This is a genomic window from Pseudactinotalea sp. Z1739, assembly GCF_049725055.1.
In the GTDB taxonomy this organism is placed as follows: domain Bacteria; phylum Actinomycetota; class Actinomycetes; order Actinomycetales; family Beutenbergiaceae; genus CALKWS01.
Genome location: NZ_JBMPQA010000003.1, coordinates 178209 through 194355, shown reverse-complemented (window position 1 = coordinate 194355; position 16147 = coordinate 178209). Strand labels below are relative to the sequence as shown.

The following is a 16147-nucleotide window of genomic DNA, read 5'->3' as shown; positions in this document are numbered from 1 at the left end:
ACGCGAGTTTGAGGCACACCCGCCGATCCGGGTACGCTGAACCGCCGAGGTAGCGTGTCCGAGCGGCCGAAGGTGCGGCACTCGAAATGCCGTGTGGTTCACAGCCACCGTGGGTTCAAATCCCACCGCTACCGCAGATGGAGGTGCCTTGGCTCTCTGACCTGCACAAACGCAGATTTGAGAGCCAAGGCCCTCCAGAAACCCTCCAGAAACTCTTCACTCCGATGTCCCGGTTTCGAGGGTTGCGCGCACATCCGGCGCCTGCGCGAGCCGAGCGATGTAGTGCCGTTCGGCAGTGGCGGTCCCGGATTGGCCGAGGATGGCCGCGGCCACGGTTGAGCCATGTGCGTGGGCTACCCGGGTGACGACGGTCTTGCGCATCGTGTGCGTGGTGACCCATTCGAGGTCGGTACCTTCGACAATGCGGCCGAGGTCGGTGCGCACATTTCCGGGCTGGCGCAGTCCGCCGCTCAAGTTCGGGAAGAGCAGGTGCAGCGGTCCGCCATCCATGCCGAGGCTCAGGGCCTTGCGGATGGCAGTGATGGCGTCTGTGGTGGCTGGCACTGTGCGCCGCGACGCGGAAGACTTCGGTTCAACCTGTCGGATGAGCCCCTTGCCGCTGGCTGGGACCACGGTGGCGCGCACGTGCACGACGGGCACTTCGGCGTCGAGGTCGATGTCGTTCTCGGTCAGGGCCAGGGTTTCGCCGATGCGCAGGCGTGCGGCCCAGTGATGCCGGAGTCTTACAGGCAGTGGGTCACCCCGCTGATCCGTGCCGCTCGTGACGCAGGAGTGCGTGCCGATGCTGATGTGCTGCTGCAGGCGGTGGCGCATGACCCCGAATGCCTGGTGAGCACTGGCACATACGTGACCGATGCGATCCTCAGGGCCCATTGACCCGGCAAGCGGGAAGTTGATGGAAGCGGGCGACCCGGACTTTGATGGGTACCCGAGGACGATGGAGTGGTGGAACGAGTCCACCGCACTGTGGGGCAAGCACCGAACAAGCAGTATGACGCTCTCGGAGCGGGTCGACTACCAGCACACCCTGAGCGCCCAGTTCCCTGCGGCACCGATCCGGGTTGTCTACACCAAGTCCGGGACGCGGCTCACCGCCGGTGTGGTCCTGGACGGCTCGGCGGTAATCGACCACGCGCTGTACTGGGCCCCTGTGGCTGGGATGGATGAGGCCCGTTACCTGCAGACGGTGCTGAACGCAGCGGTCACGCAGGCGGAGGTTGAGCCGTACCAGTCTCGGGGGCAGCAAGGCGCCCGGCACTACGACATGTATGTGTGGCAATTGCCGATCCCGAGGTTCGACGGGTCGAGTGAACTGCACGCTGAACTGGTCGAACTTGGCAGGGGCGCGGAGGATGTGGCCGCAGACGTTGACGTGTCAGGTGTCGGTTTTCAGGCAGGACGCACGCGGGTGCGTAAGGAACTAGATGCGGCGGGGCTCAGCGAAGATATGGAAGACCAGGTGGCTCGCCTCCTCGGAGTTGAGCGGGTCTAGGTGCAATCACGATCGTGGAGCCTGTTCGAAGGTCAGGGGATCGGACCCTTCCGACTCCAGGAACCGATTGACGACACCAGCGACACCCTTGACGATTTGCCAGAGGGTCGCCGACGCCTCGACTAGGTCCTCCTCTTCGTCGGCGAAGGCGTCCCCGATCAGGAGTTCGATTACCCGGTCGGTTACTTCGAGCCCCTCATACTCGGGTTCCCCGAGTGGATCGGGCTCGCGGCGATGCGGGTCGAGCGTCACCCGATAGGCCGGGAGCACGTGGATCGAGACTCTGTGCTTGTCGTGGTTGCTCAGTCTCTGCAGATTCTTGGACCACTCGACACCGCGATACGGCTGAACCGCATCGATCCATGCCACATGCTCGTCGCTAACCCCACGGAGCCAGGGGCTCTTTCGCCGACGGTTCCACTTCTCTGGGGTCGATTCGAACGGAAACTGAGTCTCCAAGTTCCTCACGCCGCTATCGACCCAGGCGGCGTTATGGGCGCAATAGTCCAGTGCAGCGCGACTGTGGTGAATGACTTCGCTCGCGAGCACCGTGACGCGACGGCCCAACTCACCGAGTTCGTCGACTACCTCCGGAAAGTCCAGTCGCGGGCTCTCAGTCGGGTCATCACGGTGCACCCGTACGTGTACATGGGCTTGCCAGCGCTCTGCGCCCTCGTCGAACAATTGCTCCAGACGGTTCAGCCGCTCTCCCGCGTCTACTACCCGCCAGGCCGCCCAAGCGTAAGTGGGCTCCTTCGGGTGCGTAGCGACGAGTCGATACTGAACAGCACCGTCGTTGACCATCTCCCGAGTGTGCCAGACGGCGGCAGTGGCGGGGCGTTCAAGTCTCGCGGTCCAAGTCGGCGCCCACAACCATCCCGCGTCGACGCCTTCGTAGCCGCCAAGATCATCGGGGAGCATCTTGGCGTGCGCGGTCCAGAGGCCGCTCCGTTCCGGTGTGAAACCTGCCGGGGTCCACCTGCTGCTGTGATCCACCGACCACCTTCGGACGCACGGGCCTCCCGGGTGACGTCGCCGTCTTCCCAGCCGTCAGTCGAACCGGTAACCATGACGAGCATGTTCGACCCGCCCGAAAGCCAGCGTGTGGGTGCCTCAGCGACGAGCAGTGGGGCCAGCCTGTGGTGCGAGAGAACTCGGCAAACTAAGCCTATGTGGCTGAGTGCAGAAGATTACGACGAACTGGTTCCCGACGTGCACCATTTCGGCTCTACGCTCGGTAACCTCGCCGACGCTTGCCGCACTAGCGGCGAACTTCGTTGGGAAGCCGGCCTTCGTGGCGCGCCGTGACCCTGCGCGTGCAACTGAGGTGCGGCTGACGGGTGGGCGGGTTCATTCGGCCGCCGGTCTGGAGGCGATGCGCCAGGCGCTCGTGGAGCGCAACCGGGCCCGGCGGCTGGGCACCGTGGTGACGTGTGAATGGTGCGGCGCGCAGTTCTGTCCGCTGCGGGCAGCCCGCAAGAGGCGGTTTTGCAGCCACTCGTGCGCGTCGAAGTTCAGCCTTCGGCGGGGCCGGTGACCCTCCAGAAATCCTCCAGAAACTTCGAATACTTGGTGCATCTTGGGGCACCTCAACAGGCATGCCGGGGCGCGTTCATGCAGGTCAGGCGCACTTCGCGCATTAGAACGCATGTGCCTGCAACACGGGGTTCATAGCCCACCGCTACCGCCGATGGAGCCCCGGCTCCCGGACCTGCGGAAGCGCAAGTCTGGGAGCCGGGACTCGCCCGGTCCCTCGATGGCCTCGAGCACCGCCGGCCCACCACCGAGGACGACGACGGACCTCGGCTCGTTCGCCGCGACCCCTACCGCAGGTGTTCGGGCGCAGGTCGCCGGCCGCCGGCCGCGGAGGCCAACCTGGCCAGGGCGAGTGCGCCGAGCAGGAGCCCGACGTCCCGCAGTGCGATGTCGTAGAAGTCCCCCGTGCTGACGAGGTTGACGATGATCCCGAGCAGCCACGCGGCGACGACGTAACCGCCGATGGCGGGACGGACCGCCACGAGGATGCCGGCCACGATCTCCACGACGCCGACGACCATCATCGTCTGGCTCGCGGTGCCCGGGACGATCCGGTCGACCCACGGCGCCAGGTAGCGCTCCCAATCGACCATGAGGTTCGCGAACTTGTCCAGGCCGAACAGGATCGGGGCGAGGGTGAAGCCTGCGCGGAGCAGGAGGAAGGCCTGCTGTGCACCGGTCGTGGTACCCGAGAGCGCCCGACCCGGCCGTGCCGGTGTACCGCTCATGAGAACCTCCACGTTCTAGAAGCAAGTAGGTTCTACGATAGAACCTCACGGTCTCTTTAGTCAATAGAGTTCTATTTTAGAGAGAGGTGCGCCGCATGGGTGAGGAGTTGGCCGAGCAGGCCGCCGGGGTGGGTGCGCTCGCCGAGCCCACGCGGCGAGCGCTGTACCTGTACGTGGCGGCCCAGCCCGATGCCGTTGGGCGGGAGCAGGCCGCCGACAGCGTCGGGGTTCCGGCGCACACCGCGAAGTTCCACCTCGACCGGCTGGTGCACGAGGGCTTGCTCGACGTCGAGTACCGCCGCCTGACCGGGCGGAGCGGGCCGGGTGCGGGACGGCCGGCCAAGCTCTACCGGCGCTCGGACCGGGAGTTCTCGGTCTCGCTGCCCGCACGGCGGTATGACCTCGCCGGTGAGATCCTCGCCGCCGCGGTGCACCGGTCGATGCGCGACGGGACGCCGGTGGCGGAGGCGGTGCGTGAGGTGGCCCGGGAGACCGGGCGGCAGATGGCCGGCGAGGTCGCCACGGGCGGTGACGACCTCGAGCGGGCATCGCGCGTCCTCGCCCGGCACGGCTACGAGCCGCGCGCGTCCACGCGTGAGATCTGCCTGGCCAACTGCCCCTTCGACCGCCTCGCCACCCAGCACGCCGAACTGGTCTGCGGGATGAACCTCGACCTGATCGGCGGAGTGGTCGGCGGGCTCGGTGCCCACCTCACCCCCGAACTCGCACCCCGACCCGGATTCTGTTGCGTCCGGGTGCGCGGCTGAGCCGAACAGCCACCGCCGCGGGCGTCGACATCGATGATCCCGGCACAGGGTGACGGGAGTGCGGACGCCGGCGGTCGGTCGTGCTGCCGGCCTAGTGCGCAGGACTGCCGACCGTGGTCGGTGTGCCGTTCTCGATCGGTGTGGAGTCCTCGATGCCCGTGCTGTGGTCGGTCGGCCCGCCGGAGGCGGACGTGGCGCCATCTGCCGCTGCGTGCGGTTCGGCGACCGCGACGGCCGGGTAGCCGGTGGTGACGATCGCGAACGCCTCATCGAGGAGGCGTGGGAGCTCTCCGTCGGGGAACCCTCGGCGCGACCAGATCGCCAGGGAGGCCGAGAGGGCGGCGCCGGCAGCGGATGAGACCAGCCACGGATAGAGGTCCGTGGTCGCGTCGGTCCCGGTGCGGGCGGCGATCCTTGACCGAAGCACGTCCTCCAACTCGGCCTGCTCGGCCACCCGGAAGGGCCGGAGCGAGGGGTTGTCCCGCTCGAGATCCGCCGTCTGGGCTGCCTTCTGCAGGTTCTCCGGGTGCTCTCGGGCGTAGGCGCTGACGATGTCCCACAACGCCGCCAGCGGAGGGGTCTGGGAGTCCTCGCTGTCGAGCTCCTCGATCAGTTCGCTCAGGCCGTGGTTGCCGGCGGCCAGGACCGCCTCCTCCTTGGAGGAGAAGTAGTTGGAGACCGTCCGGGGCGAGACGAAGGCCTCCCGGGCGATCTCGTCGAGGGTCACATTGGCGAGCCCCTTCTCCACCGTCAACTTCAGCGCGGCCGCAGCGATCGCCTCGCGCGTCATGCGCTTCTTGATCTCGCGCAGACTCAACTCTTCTTCCATCGTGCCCCTCCCATGAACGCCCCCGGTGTGAACGTCATGGTAACCCAGATCGCCCGGCACTCAAACGCCTGACCGGATGTATGCGCACCACGTCGTTATGCGTGGAGCGCAATCTTACCTGACGACGCCGCTGCGCAGGATAGGACCTAAGTCCTAGGCATTGTGTCTCGGCTCACAAACTGCCGAATTGGGCGCGAGAACGTGGCAAGCATAGCGGACAGAAGGATGTGCGCCATCTCACGAAAATTACTGGACACGTAGACTTGCGTAGTCAGCAACTATCTGTGAGAGTGACTATCGGCACCCGCTTCCAGCAGGTACCGGGGGCTTGACCAAGGCCAGAGCGGCCAAAGATGCTAGAAAAGGGAAAGTTTCATGAGCCAACTCGCTGCATACGTTGCAACCATGGTCGCCGTCGTGGGCGACCGCTTCACCGACCGTAAGGACCGGGGCGCCACCGCCGTGGAGTACGGCCTGCTCGTCGGCCTCATCGCCGTCGTGATCATCGCGGTTGTCGTGACCCTCGGCGAACAACTCGCTGCACTGTTCCAAGGCGTGAGCGACGAGCTGCCGGGCGTTGGCACCGGCGAAGGCGCCTGACGACATCCACTGACACCGGGTGCTGCCGGTGGGGCCTGACCGTCCCACCGGCAGCACCTTCGTCAAACACCGCCGGCTACCAGCCGGCCGGCATCTGAGCCACACGAAGGGACGCGAAGGTGGACGTCGGGGGACAACGTGATCGCGGTGCGTCCGCGGTCGAGTTCGCGCTCGTCGTCCCGCTGCTGTTCGCCCTCGTGCTGGGGATCATGGCCTTCGGGCAGGCCTACCACGTGCAGTCGGCGCTGTCCGGCGCCGCCCGGGACGCGGTCCGCATCGTGGCGCTCGATCAGGGCGACGCCCCGGCGAACGCCCGGGCGGCCGCGATCGCCTCGGCGTCCCCCTCTGTCGCCCTGGATCCCAGCCACATCACCATCGATCCATCCTGCGAGGGCGCCGGGAGCTCGGGCCGCACCGCCACGGTGACCATTCGGTACCAGATGAACCTTCTGCTGTTCGGCGACATCGGCGGACCCATCACCCTCACCGGAAAGGGGACCATGCGATGCAACGGCTGAGGAACGACGACCGCGGGGCCACCACGGTCGTCGTGGCGCTGCTGATGGTCCCCCTGCTCGTTTTCGCCGCCCTCACCATCGACGTGGCGGCCATGCACACCGACCGCCAGCAACTGCAGACCGGCGCCGACGCTGCCGCCCTCGCGATCGCCCAGGACTGCGCCGGCGGCGACTGCGAACCCTCGGGCACCACCGCCCAGACCATGGCCGCGGCGAACAAGAACGACGGCGAAGCCACCGGCGACGTGGCCGAGCTGGACCCGGCCGCCGGAAGGGTGACGGTCCGCACCGACGCCGTCCGCGAGCACTGGTTCGCCCCCATCATCGGCATCGACCAGACTTCGCTGCAGGCGCGGGCCAGCGCCCGCTGGGGCTATCCCACCGGCGGCTCGACGATCCTGCCGCTGGCGATCTACGTGTGCGAACTCACCGTGCAGACCGGCAGCACCGAGATCCGCGAGGACGGTGAGCTGGTCGGGATCGACCTGCCCGAGGCCACCCAGGAGCAGACGATCCAGTTCACCAAGGCCTCCAACACCGACTGCACCCCCAACTCCGGGAACGTGGTGCCCGGCGGCTTCGGGTGGCTGCGTCCCGGTACCAGCGGGTGCGGCAGCATCTCCACCGCGACCGGCGACTGGGTCAGAACCGACACGGGCAACAACTCGCCCTGTGAACAGGCGACCTTCCAGGACTGGCTCGGCGAACCCGTGCTGGTGCCCCTGTTCGACGACGCCAGGGACAACGGCAGCGGTGCCCAGTACCGCATCATCGGCTACGCCGCCTTCACCCTCACCGGGTACCGCTTCCCCGGCATGTCTCACAACGCGTCACAGTGCACCGGGGGCGACAACTGTATCCGCGGCACCTTCGGCCGCTTCGTCGACCTGAGCGACGACTTCGACTACAGCCCCGACGGCCCCCGGTTCGGTGTCGCCGTCGTGGCCCTGACCGAGTAAGGCACCATCATGTCCCGTCGACCCATCGCCGCCGTCGTGGCCCTCGTGCTCGCCGCCGGCGCCGCCGCCGTCGTGATCAACTACGTCTCCGGTGCCGATGAACGGGCCATGGCCGGTATGTCACCGACGTCAGTGTTCGTCGTGAGTGAGCCGGTGCCGGAAGGCACCCCGTCGGAGGACCTGACCGAGTACCTGACCGTGGCCGAGGTGCCCACCGCCGCCGTCGTTCCCGGCGGGGTGCAGGACCTGGATGAGGTCGCCGGGCAAGTCACCACCGCGGCACTGCAGGCCGGGGAACAGCTCCTGGCCGCCCGGTTCGCCCCACCGGAGGAGGAGGCGGAGGCGTTCCAGGTTCCCGAGGGGTTCCACCAGGTCAGCGTGCAACTGCCCGCCAACCGGGTCATCGGCGGGCACCTGGTGGCCGGCGACACAGTGGGCATCTTCATCAGCGACGAGGACGAGACGCACCTCAGGTTGCACAAGGTGCTCGTCACCCGCGTCCACGGCGGGGCCACGATCAACGAGAGCGACGACGGCGAGGAGCAGACCCAGGAAGCGTCCAGTTCGCTCATGGTCACCTTCGCGGTCTCCGCACCGGATGCCGAGATCCTGGTCAACGCCGCCGAGTTCCGAGGCATCTGGCTCTCCCTGGAGCCGGCGGATGCTCCCGAGGGCGACACCCGAGTGGTGGACAGAGAGGACCTGCTGCCATGACCTACGTCGCACTCGCAGGTGCCGGCCCCGACTTCGAGCACACCTTCGCCGAGGCCACCGGCGGCGCCTACCTGTCCGTGCCCGGACCATTCACCACCGATCCCGATTCGTTGCTCACCCACGTCAATGGCGCCGGGTACCCGGAGGTGCTCGTGCTGGACTCCCGGGCCGATCCGGACGCCGCGCTCACCCTCGCGGACCGGTTCACCGTGCAGCGCCCAGGGACGGTGGTACTGCTGGCCAGTGACCGGTCAGACGAGGTCGGGCTGCGCGCGATGCGTGCCGGGGTGCGCGACATCATCCCGACCACGGCCGACGCCACCGAGATCCGGCACGCCCTGGACGCCGCGGTGACCACCGCGAACCGGCTCTCGACCAGCGCGGTGAGCGCTCAGCCGGGGGAGGGCGCGGCCGGCCGCAAGGCCCGCCTCGTCACAGTCGTCTCCTCCAAGGGCGGGGTGGGCAAGACCACGGTCGCGACCAACCTCGCTGTCGCGCTGGCGCGCACGATGCCGCACTCGACGGTGCTGGTGGACCTGGACCTGCAGTTCGGGGACGTGGCCACCGCGTTGGGCCTGACCCCGGACTACGCCCTTCCCGATGCGCTGCCCAGCGTCGCCAACGGCGACACCATCGCACTGAAGACGTACCTGACCCTGCACGCCGACACCGGACTGTACGTGCTCCCGGCACCGGAACACCCGGCCGCCGCCGACGCCGTCACCAGCGCCCAGATCAGCCAGTTGCTGCAGATGCTGGCCACCGAGTTCGCCCACGTGGTGGTGGACACCTCCCCGGGTCTGTCCGACTACACCCTCGCAGCGCTGGAGCGGACCACCGACCCGCTGTTGCTCACCGCCCTGAGCGTGCCCTCGGCCCGCGGGATGCGAAAAGTGATCGACACGCTGTCCCAGCTGCGGATGCTCTCCCCGGGCCATCGCGTTCTGGTCAATTTCGCCGACGCCGGGCACGGGATGTCCGCCGCTGACGTCGAGGCCACCCTCGGAGCACCGGTGGGCACGTCGTTGCCCACGTCGAAGGCCGCCCCGGCCTCCCTCAACCTCGGTGTACCGCTGATGCAGTCCCGGATCCGTGACCCCCTGGTCAAGGCGCTGACGCCGGTGGTGGACAGCCTCCTGCCCGACGGCATCACGCTGGACGGGCGCGGCAAGCACCGGGACGCGCGTCGAGGTGTCCGATGAGACTGTCCGAACGGCTGCGCGCCGCCCAGGGCCACCCCGCGACCGGGCCGGACGTCGCACCGGCAGAGCCGGCCACTGCCGTGAACGACACACCGGCACCGGCCGGGGAGACCGCACGTGTATCGGCCACGGTCACGGCGCCGCCGGCGCAGGGGGGGACGCGCGGTGCCGCAATCTCACGTTCGGACCCGAACCGGAGTGCGGCCATCGCGCCGGCCGGGAGCGGACCCGCCGACGACGCGGTCCGCCGCCTCAAGGACCGGGCGGCGGACACCCTGTTCAAGCGGATCGGTGCCCGGCTGAACGACCCCTCCCTCGACGAGAGCCAGTTGCACGCCCTGGTGCGCGCTGAACTGCATGAGGTCATCGAGGAATCCGCCATTCCGCTGTCCAGCACGGAACGTGCCCGGCTGACCACCGAGGTCCGGGACGACGTGCTCGGCTACGGCCCGCTGCAGCGTCTTCTCGATGATCCCGAGGTCACCGAGGTGATGGTCAACGGCCCGGACATGATCTACACCGAGAAGAGCGGGCGCCTGCAGCGAGCGAACGGCCGGTTCGCGTCCGAGCAGCACCTGCGGCGCGTGATCGAACGGATCGTCTCGAGGGTGGGACGACGGATCGACGAGTCCGCACCGATGGTCGACGCCCGCCTTCCCGACGGTTCCCGCGTCAACGCCGTCATCCCGCCGCTGGCCTTCAACGGCTCGTCGCTGACGATCCGCAAGTTCAGCAAGGATCCGTTCAAGGTCCACGACCTGATCCGGTTCGGCACCCTCACCCCGGAGATGGCCGAACTGCTGCAAGCCTGCGTGCAGGCCCGGCTGAACGTGATCATCTCCGGGGGTACCGGCACCGGCAAGACCACCCTGCTGAACGTGCTGTCCTCCTTCATCCCCGACGGCGAACGCATCGTCACCATCGAGGACGCCGTCGAACTGCAACTGCAACAGGAGCACCTGGTCCGCCTGGAAGCGCGCCCGCCCAACATCGAGGGCAAGGGCGAGGTCACCATCCGCGACCTGGTCCGCAACTCACTGCGGATGCGGCCCGACCGCATCGTGGTCGGTGAGGTCCGCGGCGGTGAGAGCCTCGACATGCTCCAGGCGATGAACACCGGGCACGACGGATCCTTGTCCACCGTGCACGCCAACTCCCCTCGCGATGCGATCTCCCGACTCGAGACCCTGGTGCTGATGGCCGGGATGGACCTGCCGCTGCGCGCGATCCGGGAACAGGTCTCCTCCGCGGTGGACCTGTTCATCCAGCTGACCCGCCTGCGCGACGGCACCCGGCGGATCACGGGCGTCACCGAGGTGCACGGGATGGAGGGCCAGACCGTGACGCTCCAGGACGTCTTCACGTTCGACTACGCCGCCGGGGTGGATGCCAACGGCCGCTTCCTCGGTAAACCGATCCCGACCGGGATCCGGCCGCGGTTCACCGACAAGCTCGCCGAACAGGGCATCTCCCTGTCACCGCGAGTCTTCGCCAAGCCCGAGGGTGGGTTCGCCCGATGATGGCGGTCCTCGCTGCCGACCCGGCGCTGAGCGCAGCCGTGATCGCTACCGCAGCCGCCGCCGGTATCGCCGGCTACCTGCTCCTCGGTCCCCGGCCCGTGCGGATCCCGGTGGAGCGGCGCCGACCCGACCGGGGACCCGAACCGAGCGCGTTACAGCGTGCCGCGGCGGTGGCCACGGCGACGGTCGATCGGGTGATGCGCCGCCGGGGCACCCCCGCCGGGGCCTCCCCGCTCGAACTGGCCGCGATCAAGATGCGCCCGCAGGACTTCTTCTTCCTCGTTCTGGTCGGATCCTTGGTCGGCATCGCGGCAGGAGCCGTGCTGGGAGCACACCCCCTCGTCGTCGTCCTCCTCGCCGGTGTGGCGCCCATCGGCGCCAAACTCGGCGTCAGCAGGCGGATCGCCAAGCGGCAGAAGATGTTCGCCGCCCAACTCGATGACTCGCTGCAGCTGATGGCCTCGAACCTGCGGGCCGGGCACAGCCTGCCGCAGGCGCTGGCCTCGGTGGCCGGGGAGGCGGACAGCCCCACCTCGGAGGAGTTCGCCCGGGTGGTCAACGAGACGCGGGTCGGCCGCGACCTGGGCGATGCGCTGGGGTTGACCGCCGCCCGGATGGCCAGCGATGACTTCACCTGGGTCACCCAGGCCATCGCCATCAACCGGGAGGTGGGAGGCAACCTTGCCGAGGTCCTCGACGGTGTGGCCGACACCATCCGCCAGCGCAATGAGATCCGTCGTCAGGTGGCCACCCTGAGCGCTGAGGGCCGGTTGTCCGCGGTGGTGCTGATGGTGCTGCCGTTCGGGGTGGGGGGTTTTCTGCTTATGACCAACCCCGCGTATCTGGCGCCGTTCATCGAGAGTCTGCTCGGCTACGGGTTGCTGGCGGTCGGCGCGATCATGCTGACGGTCGGCGGGTTGTGGCTGAAGAAGGTCGTGGAGATCGAGTTCTGAGATGGCCCCGATCATGATCGCAGCCGTCCTCGCCGCCCTTGCCGTGGCTATCGGCGCCTGGACCGCCTGGAGCGCACTGGACCCCGACCGCCGCCGGGTGCAGGCCAACCTGAACCGGCCCGGTGCCGCACTCGTGCAGCCCGCGGAGGACCCGGAGGCAGACGAGCGCAGCGACAGCGTGCTCCCCAGACTCGCGCGCCGGCTCACCCCGGGTCTGATCGTCGATGTGCTGGAGCGACAGCACGCCCTGGGTGGCCGGCCCCCGGCCTGGCCGATGGACAGGCTGCTCACGTTGAAGTTGCTCTGGGTGCCGCTGGGCACGGCACTCAGTGTCCTGATCCTGCTGGCCGATGCACCCCCGTTCTTCGGGCTGATGTGGGTGTTCGCGACCGTGGTGGTCTACTTCCTGCCCGAGTTGCTGCTGAACAGCCAGGGCCAGAAGCGGAACGAGAAGATCCAACTGGAACTGGCCGATACCCTCGACCAGATGACGATCGCGGTGGAAGCCGGTCTCGGGTTCGACTCGGCGATGGCCCGTGCCGCCCAGAACGGCAACGGACCACTTGCCGCCGAACTCGCCCGGACGCTGCAGGACATCCAGGTGGGCCGTTCGCGGCGGCAGGCCTTCGAGGCGCTGACCACCCGCACCACCGTGGTGGACCTGCGCCGGTTCGTCCGTGCCGTCGTCCAGGCCGACGCCTATGGAATCTCGATCGCCGACGTGCTTCGCACCCAAGCCGACGAGATGCGGCTGAAGCGACGCCAGCGGGCCGAGGAGAAGGCCCAGAAGCTCCCGGTGAAGGTGCTCGCTCCGCTGATGCTGTGCATCCTGCCGGTGTTGTTCATCGTGGTGATGGGGCCGGCCGTGATGAGCATGGTCGCGGCTTTCAGCGGCATGTGAGACATGACAGGACCGATGCTGGCGGGCCTGACCGCCGTAGTGGCTGCAGCGGTGGCGTGGCTGCTCACCAGCCAGGTCGCGGCGGTGACACCCAGGGAGTCCGGGTGGTTGCGCTCCCGGGCACACGTCCCGTTGGCCGCCGCCGGGGGAGCGGGGGCCGCACTGCTTGCCGATGGGTGGGCCGAACTGGTGGGGTTCGCAGCGGCGGCGGTGGGCTGTTCGCTGCTGTCCGTCATCGACCTGGCGGTGCGCCGGCTGCCGGACCGGGTTGTGGGGGCGACCCTGCTCGGCCTGGTGCTGCCCCTGGTCCTGGAAGCGGGGATCAGCGGTGCGTGGGCCGATCTGGGCCGAGCCGGCCTGGGCGCCCTGGCCCTGGTGGCCGGGTACTTCGTGCTGGCCTTCATCGCGCCCTCGGGGCTGGGGTTGGGGGATGTGAAGTTCGCTGCGGTGATCGGTGCCTTCCTGGGCTGGTTCGGGTGGTGGCAGGTCGGCGCGGGCACGCTGCTGGCGTTCCTCATCAACGCTCTCGTGGCGACCGTGGTGCTGGTCAGCCGGCGGGGGTCGCGACGTTCGCAGATCCCGTTCGGGCCGGCCATGATGGCCGGGGCGGTCGCCGCGGTGCTCCTGGCCGGTTGAGACGGCCGACCGAACTGCGACTGGGGTCCGAGTCCTTCCTGGTGCGACCGATCAAGGTGCGGCCGCGGTGATGACGTAGGTGATGAAGATGAGGAGCCCGGCCGACAGACCCAGGATCGCGCCGGCGATCGCCTGGATGGGGTTGGTCGCCGCCCCCTTCTCGACGCGCAGATATCCCACCGTCCCCAACACCAGCGAGGTGAGGGCGGCCGGCGCGGCGATGAAATCCCCCGCGACCGGGATCAAGGCGGTGACGACGGCAACCACACCCAACTGCAGGGCGAACCGGCCGATGCCATTGCGTGGCCCGGGAGCTACCGACGAATCGTTCGGCATGGTCCAGACCTCCACCACCGTCACGCAGGGTGACCGTCATTCGACCAACGTGCCACCGCTCCCGCTGCTCCACACGAAACCTATACCGATCGGGTCAACTCCGCGCCCGTAGGTCGCGACGGGGTCCTGGATCCGTCGTCGCCGCCCCTGGAAACGACTTCGGGCCCCCGATCAGCATGATTGCTTGACCAGGGGCCCGAGGCGTTGCGCGGGGCGCCGTCCCGTCCGGGGTCGTTCCTCAGAGCCGCAGCCACGCGAAGGAATTCACGTTCAGGGCCCGCTGCTGCTCCAGTTCGACGTCGCGCCGGGCGCGGTGCCGCCGGAGCGCGGCCTCCCGCGCGATGGTCCTGGCGCGGTCGGTCTCAGCGGCCGGACCGCTCGCCCAGTGAATGAGCGAATGCCCTGCCGAGTACGCGACCCGACGGGGGATCAGGTGCAACTGGCTGATAGCCATGGGTACTCCTCATTGCTAGTGCTTGGTTCCGCTGCACACCTCACGCGGCGGAGGTGGTGCGGTTGATTGGAGGGGGCGCTCGGATCGTCCTTGCGGGGTCGGCCGCGGCCACGCTTGCGGGCCACGATGGCCCCGTCCACGAGGACCTCACCGCCCCAGACGCCCCAGGGCTCCCGACGTGCCAGCGCGCCATCGAGGCACTCGGCCTTGAGGGGGCACGCCTGGCACATAGCCTTGGCTTGCTCGATCTGCTGGGTGTGCTCGGCGAACCACAGGTCGCTGGTGGCCACGTCCTGACAGGGCAGGTCTACCTGGACCACGGTAACCAGCGGGCCCGCGTCCAGCGGCCACGTGGTCGACGACCCCGACGGCTGATCGAGAATCGATGTGTACTGCACGAGATGCTCCTGAGCGGTGGTGATGTCTACCGAGCCCGGAGGGTTCCTCCTGCCATGAAGCAGGAAGGCCGCGGACCCTGAAGGGAGGGCTCCGCGGCGGATGAGTGCAGTGCTGGTGGCTAGCTGCCGGCCGCGAAGCCGATGGTGGTGACGCCGGTGCCGAATGCGCCATAGGCGGCACCCGGGGCGCGGTCGCCACGAGGACGCAGATCTGCGTCGGTACGGGCAATGCATGCGCCGGTGTCGAGACCGGTCATGATCTTCATGATGTTCATCAGGGTGCTCACCTCCTTCAGCGTCGTGGAACCGCGTCGTGCTGGCTAGGCAACGGTCCAGGGGATCAGGAACAGATCGAGACTAGAGCGCCGGCCCAGGCGAGCCAAGTCTTTTTCGAAGAAGTTCTTCTCGTCCTTCCATGGCCCGGTTTCGCCTGGTGTATCGCCCGGAAACCTCTTTCCTGCACCCGGGCTGTGGCACGGCCACTGCGCGCCGGTCACGACTGTCTGCGCGCACCACCCGCCGATGTGGCGTACGGTCGAATACGGGTCCTAGTTCCCTCAGGTATCGACCGGTTCGGTGCCACCGGACCGGACGCTTCTTGCAGGGGCAGGGCTCGATCCCTGAACCCGATGAGAGGAGAGATCCGTGACAGCCGTGGCCCAACGCGCCCACGACCTGTACCCAACCCGCTTGACCGAGGCCGGAGCGCCGGTCCAGCGGAATCACCCCACAGTCTGGGGGTCGGCCGAGGGCGGCCCGTTCGATGACACTGCCCTGCAAGCCCACGAGGAGCGTGGCTTCTCGATCTTGCAGGATTTCATCACCGCCGATGAGGTCAAGGGCTACCGCGCCGAGCTGGACCGCCTGGTGAGCGATCAGTCGATCACCGGCGATGAGCGCGTGGTGACCGAGAAGGCCTCCGGTGAGGTGCGTTCGATCTTCGAGGTGACCAGCCTCAGCCCGATGATCGACGCGTTGTCCCGCGACCCGCGGCTACTTGACCGCGCCCGGCAACTCCTGGGATCGGAGGTGTACCTGCACCAGAGCCGGGTCAACTACATGCCCGGATTCAAGGGCGCCGGCTTCTACTGGCACTCCGACTTCGAGACGTGGCACGCCGAGGACGGGATGCCGGCACCGCGGGCGGTGAGTTGCTCGATCGCACTCACCCCCAACTTCCCCTACAACGGCGGCCTGATGGTCATGCCCGGCTCCCACAGGGAGTTCGTCCCCAGCGTGGGTGCCACGCCGGAGAACAACCACGCGTCCTCCCTGAAGGAGCAGAAGATCGGCGTGCCCAGCACCGGGGCCATCACCGACATGGCCCACCGCTACGGCATCGAGCAGTTCACCGGACCGGCCGGTTCGGCCCTGTGGTTCGATTCGAACATCATGCACGGATCGGGCAACAACATCACGCCCTTCCCGCGCTCGAACATCTTCCTGGTGTTCAACAGCGTGGAGAACGCGCTGGTCGAGCCATTCGGCGCGAGCCGGCCACGGCCCGAGCACATCGCCAGCCGGGACTTCACACCGTTGGCGTGAGCATCCACCCCGGCCCGGCGGGACGGTCTCGTCGCGCT

Annotated in this window: 20 protein-coding genes and 1 tRNA gene; 13 read left to right on the top strand and 8 right to left on the bottom strand. The window is 68.1% G+C overall.

Going from position 1 to position 16147, the window contains the following annotated elements:
• The first annotated feature begins 48 nt into the window (after window positions 1-48).
• A tRNA-Ser gene (locus tag ACO0LV_RS05300) sits at window positions 49-134 on the top strand.
• A gap of 82 nt (window positions 135-216) precedes the next feature.
• Here ACO0LV_RS05300 and ACO0LV_RS05295 read toward each other — a convergent pair.
• Window positions 217-834 carry a tyrosine-type recombinase/integrase gene (locus tag ACO0LV_RS05295; RefSeq protein WP_424786826.1) on the bottom strand — a complete coding sequence of 206 codons (618 nt, stop codon included), beginning with the start codon at window positions 832-834 and terminating at the stop codon, window positions 217-219.
• 124 nt (window positions 835-958) lie between these two features.
• Between ACO0LV_RS05295 and ACO0LV_RS05290 the strand changes: the two genes are divergently transcribed.
• Window positions 959-1513 carry a hypothetical protein gene (locus tag ACO0LV_RS05290; RefSeq protein ID WP_424786825.1) on the top strand — a complete coding sequence of 185 codons (555 nt, stop codon included), beginning with the start codon at window positions 959-961 and terminating at the stop codon, window positions 1511-1513.
• Window positions 1514-1519: 6 nt separating this feature from the next.
• Here the strand turns inward: ACO0LV_RS05290 and ACO0LV_RS05285 are convergent, their stop codons facing one another.
• Both ACO0LV_RS05285 and ACO0LV_RS05280 read right to left on the bottom strand, forming a co-directional pair.
• On the bottom strand, window positions 1520-2509 hold the full coding sequence (locus ACO0LV_RS05285) for a hypothetical protein (RefSeq protein ID WP_424786824.1): 990 nt from the start codon (window positions 2507-2509) through the stop codon (window positions 1520-1522).
• Window positions 2510-3336: 827 nt separating this feature from the next.
• On the bottom strand, window positions 3337-3777 hold the full coding sequence (locus ACO0LV_RS05280; RefSeq protein WP_424786823.1) for a hypothetical protein: 441 nt from the start codon (window positions 3775-3777) through the stop codon (window positions 3337-3339).
• Between the two features lie 95 nt (window positions 3778-3872).
• On the opposite strand from ACO0LV_RS05280, the gene ACO0LV_RS05275 reads away from it, so the two are divergent.
• Window positions 3873-4544 (top strand): helix-turn-helix transcriptional regulator, encoded by a 672-nt coding sequence (locus ACO0LV_RS05275; RefSeq protein WP_424786822.1) that lies wholly within the window; start codon window positions 3873-3875, stop codon window positions 4542-4544.
• A 91-nt stretch (window positions 4545-4635) separates the two neighbouring features.
• Here the strand turns inward: ACO0LV_RS05275 and ACO0LV_RS05270 are convergent, their stop codons facing one another.
• Entirely contained in the window at window positions 4636-5373 is a 738-nt protein-coding gene (locus ACO0LV_RS05270; protein WP_424786821.1) for a TetR/AcrR family transcriptional regulator, read from the bottom strand.
• 375 nt (window positions 5374-5748) lie between these two features.
• Between ACO0LV_RS05270 and ACO0LV_RS05265 the strand changes: the two genes are divergently transcribed.
• The 9 genes from ACO0LV_RS05265 (at window position 5749) to ACO0LV_RS05225 (ending at window position 13376) form a co-directional block, all read left to right on the top strand.
• On the top strand, window positions 5749-5973 hold the full coding sequence (locus ACO0LV_RS05265; protein ID WP_424786820.1) for a Flp family type IVb pilin: 225 nt from the start codon (window positions 5749-5751) through the stop codon (window positions 5971-5973).
• 119 nt (window positions 5974-6092) lie between these two features.
• Complete coding sequence (locus ACO0LV_RS05260; protein ID WP_424786819.1) at window positions 6093-6491, top strand: TadE family protein; 399 nt, start codon at window positions 6093-6095, stop codon at window positions 6489-6491.
• Window positions 6479-7450 (top strand): TadE/TadG family type IV pilus assembly protein, encoded by a 972-nt coding sequence (locus ACO0LV_RS05255; RefSeq protein ID WP_424786818.1) that lies wholly within the window; start codon window positions 6479-6481, stop codon window positions 7448-7450. Before ACO0LV_RS05260 ends, ACO0LV_RS05255 begins: the two co-directional genes overlap by 13 nt.
• 9 nt (window positions 7451-7459) lie before the next feature.
• A complete protein-coding gene (gene cpaB, locus ACO0LV_RS05250) occupies window positions 7460-8164 on the top strand; it encodes a Flp pilus assembly protein CpaB (protein WP_424786817.1) in 705 nt (234 codons plus the stop codon).
• A complete protein-coding gene (locus ACO0LV_RS05245) occupies window positions 8161-9366 on the top strand; it encodes an AAA family ATPase (RefSeq protein ID WP_424786816.1) in 1206 nt (401 codons plus the stop codon). Before cpaB ends, ACO0LV_RS05245 begins: the two co-directional genes overlap by 4 nt.
• A complete protein-coding gene (locus tag ACO0LV_RS05240; RefSeq protein WP_424786815.1) occupies window positions 9363-10886 on the top strand; it encodes an ATPase, T2SS/T4P/T4SS family in 1524 nt (507 codons plus the stop codon). The genes ACO0LV_RS05245 and ACO0LV_RS05240 overlap by 4 nt, the downstream gene beginning before the upstream one ends.
• Window positions 10883-11839 (top strand): type II secretion system F family protein, encoded by a 957-nt coding sequence (locus ACO0LV_RS05235; protein WP_424786814.1) that lies wholly within the window; start codon window positions 10883-10885, stop codon window positions 11837-11839. Before ACO0LV_RS05240 ends, ACO0LV_RS05235 begins: the two co-directional genes overlap by 4 nt.
• A 1-nt stretch (window position 11840) precedes the next feature.
• Window positions 11841-12740, top strand: coding sequence for a type II secretion system F family protein (locus ACO0LV_RS05230; protein WP_424786813.1), 900 nt, complete (start codon window positions 11841-11843; stop codon window positions 12738-12740).
• 3 nt (window positions 12741-12743) lie between these two features.
• The gene (locus ACO0LV_RS05225) at window positions 12744-13376 is read left to right on the top strand and encodes a prepilin peptidase (protein ID WP_424786812.1); all 633 of its coding nucleotides are present in this window, start codon (window positions 12744-12746) and stop codon (window positions 13374-13376) included.
• A gap of 51 nt (window positions 13377-13427) precedes the next feature.
• Here ACO0LV_RS05225 and ACO0LV_RS05220 read toward each other — a convergent pair whose 3' ends face one another.
• From ACO0LV_RS05220 to ACO0LV_RS05205, 4 genes are all read right to left on the bottom strand, one after another.
• A complete protein-coding gene (locus ACO0LV_RS05220; RefSeq protein WP_424786811.1) occupies window positions 13428-13736 on the bottom strand; it encodes a hypothetical protein in 309 nt (102 codons plus the stop codon).
• Between the two features lie 214 nt (window positions 13737-13950).
• On the bottom strand, window positions 13951-14166 hold the full coding sequence (locus ACO0LV_RS05215; protein ID WP_424786810.1) for a hypothetical protein: 216 nt from the start codon (window positions 14164-14166) through the stop codon (window positions 13951-13953).
• Complete coding sequence (locus tag ACO0LV_RS05210; RefSeq protein WP_424786996.1) at window positions 14142-14456, bottom strand: WhiB family transcriptional regulator; 315 nt, start codon at window positions 14454-14456, stop codon at window positions 14142-14144. Before ACO0LV_RS05210 ends, ACO0LV_RS05215 begins: the two co-directional genes overlap by 25 nt.
• Window positions 14457-14683: 227 nt before the next feature.
• Window positions 14684-14851 (bottom strand): hypothetical protein, encoded by a 168-nt coding sequence (locus ACO0LV_RS05205; RefSeq protein WP_424786809.1) that lies wholly within the window; start codon window positions 14849-14851, stop codon window positions 14684-14686.
• 358 nt (window positions 14852-15209) lie between these two features.
• On the opposite strand from ACO0LV_RS05205, the gene thpD reads away from it, so the two are divergent.
• Window positions 15210-16109 (top strand): ectoine hydroxylase, encoded by a 900-nt coding sequence (gene thpD, locus ACO0LV_RS05200; RefSeq protein ID WP_424786808.1) that lies wholly within the window; start codon window positions 15210-15212, stop codon window positions 16107-16109.
• Window positions 16110-16147: the final 38 nt, after the last annotated feature.

What these genes read in the sequence shown, in the direction of transcription:
- ACO0LV_RS05270 (WP_424786821.1), bottom strand. Translation starts at nt 5,373, where the DNA reads ATGGAAGAAGAGTTGAGTCTGCGCGAGATCAAGAAGCGCATGACGCGC.
- ACO0LV_RS05225 (WP_424786812.1), top strand. Translation starts at nt 12,744, where the DNA reads ATGACAGGACCGATGCTGGCGGGCCTGACCGCCGTAGTGGCTGCAGCG.
- ACO0LV_RS05295 (WP_424786826.1), bottom strand. Translation starts at nt 834, where the DNA reads ATGCGCCACCGCCTGCAGCAGCACATCAGCATCGGCACGCACTCCTGC.
- ACO0LV_RS05245 (WP_424786816.1), top strand. Translation starts at nt 8,161, where the DNA reads ATGACCTACGTCGCACTCGCAGGTGCCGGCCCCGACTTCGAGCACACC.
- ACO0LV_RS05290 (WP_424786825.1), top strand. Translation starts at nt 959, where the DNA reads ATGGAGTGGTGGAACGAGTCCACCGCACTGTGGGGCAAGCACCGAACA.
- ACO0LV_RS05255 (WP_424786818.1), top strand. Translation starts at nt 6,479, where the DNA reads ATGCAACGGCTGAGGAACGACGACCGCGGGGCCACCACGGTCGTCGTG.
- ACO0LV_RS05280 (WP_424786823.1), bottom strand. Translation starts at nt 3,777, where the DNA reads ATGAGCGGTACACCGGCACGGCCGGGTCGGGCGCTCTCGGGTACCACG.
- ACO0LV_RS05215 (WP_424786810.1), bottom strand. Translation starts at nt 14,166, where the DNA reads ATGGCTATCAGCCAGTTGCACCTGATCCCCCGTCGGGTCGCGTACTCG.
- ACO0LV_RS05265 (WP_424786820.1), top strand. Translation starts at nt 5,749, where the DNA reads ATGAGCCAACTCGCTGCATACGTTGCAACCATGGTCGCCGTCGTGGGC.
- ACO0LV_RS05275 (WP_424786822.1), top strand. Translation starts at nt 3,873, where the DNA reads ATGGGTGAGGAGTTGGCCGAGCAGGCCGCCGGGGTGGGTGCGCTCGCC.
- cpaB (WP_424786817.1), top strand. Translation starts at nt 7,460, where the DNA reads ATGTCCCGTCGACCCATCGCCGCCGTCGTGGCCCTCGTGCTCGCCGCC.
- ACO0LV_RS05240 (WP_424786815.1), top strand. Translation starts at nt 9,363, where the DNA reads ATGAGACTGTCCGAACGGCTGCGCGCCGCCCAGGGCCACCCCGCGACC.
- ACO0LV_RS05235 (WP_424786814.1), top strand. Translation starts at nt 10,883, where the DNA reads ATGATGGCGGTCCTCGCTGCCGACCCGGCGCTGAGCGCAGCCGTGATC.
- ACO0LV_RS05230 (WP_424786813.1), top strand. Translation starts at nt 11,841, where the DNA reads ATGGCCCCGATCATGATCGCAGCCGTCCTCGCCGCCCTTGCCGTGGCT.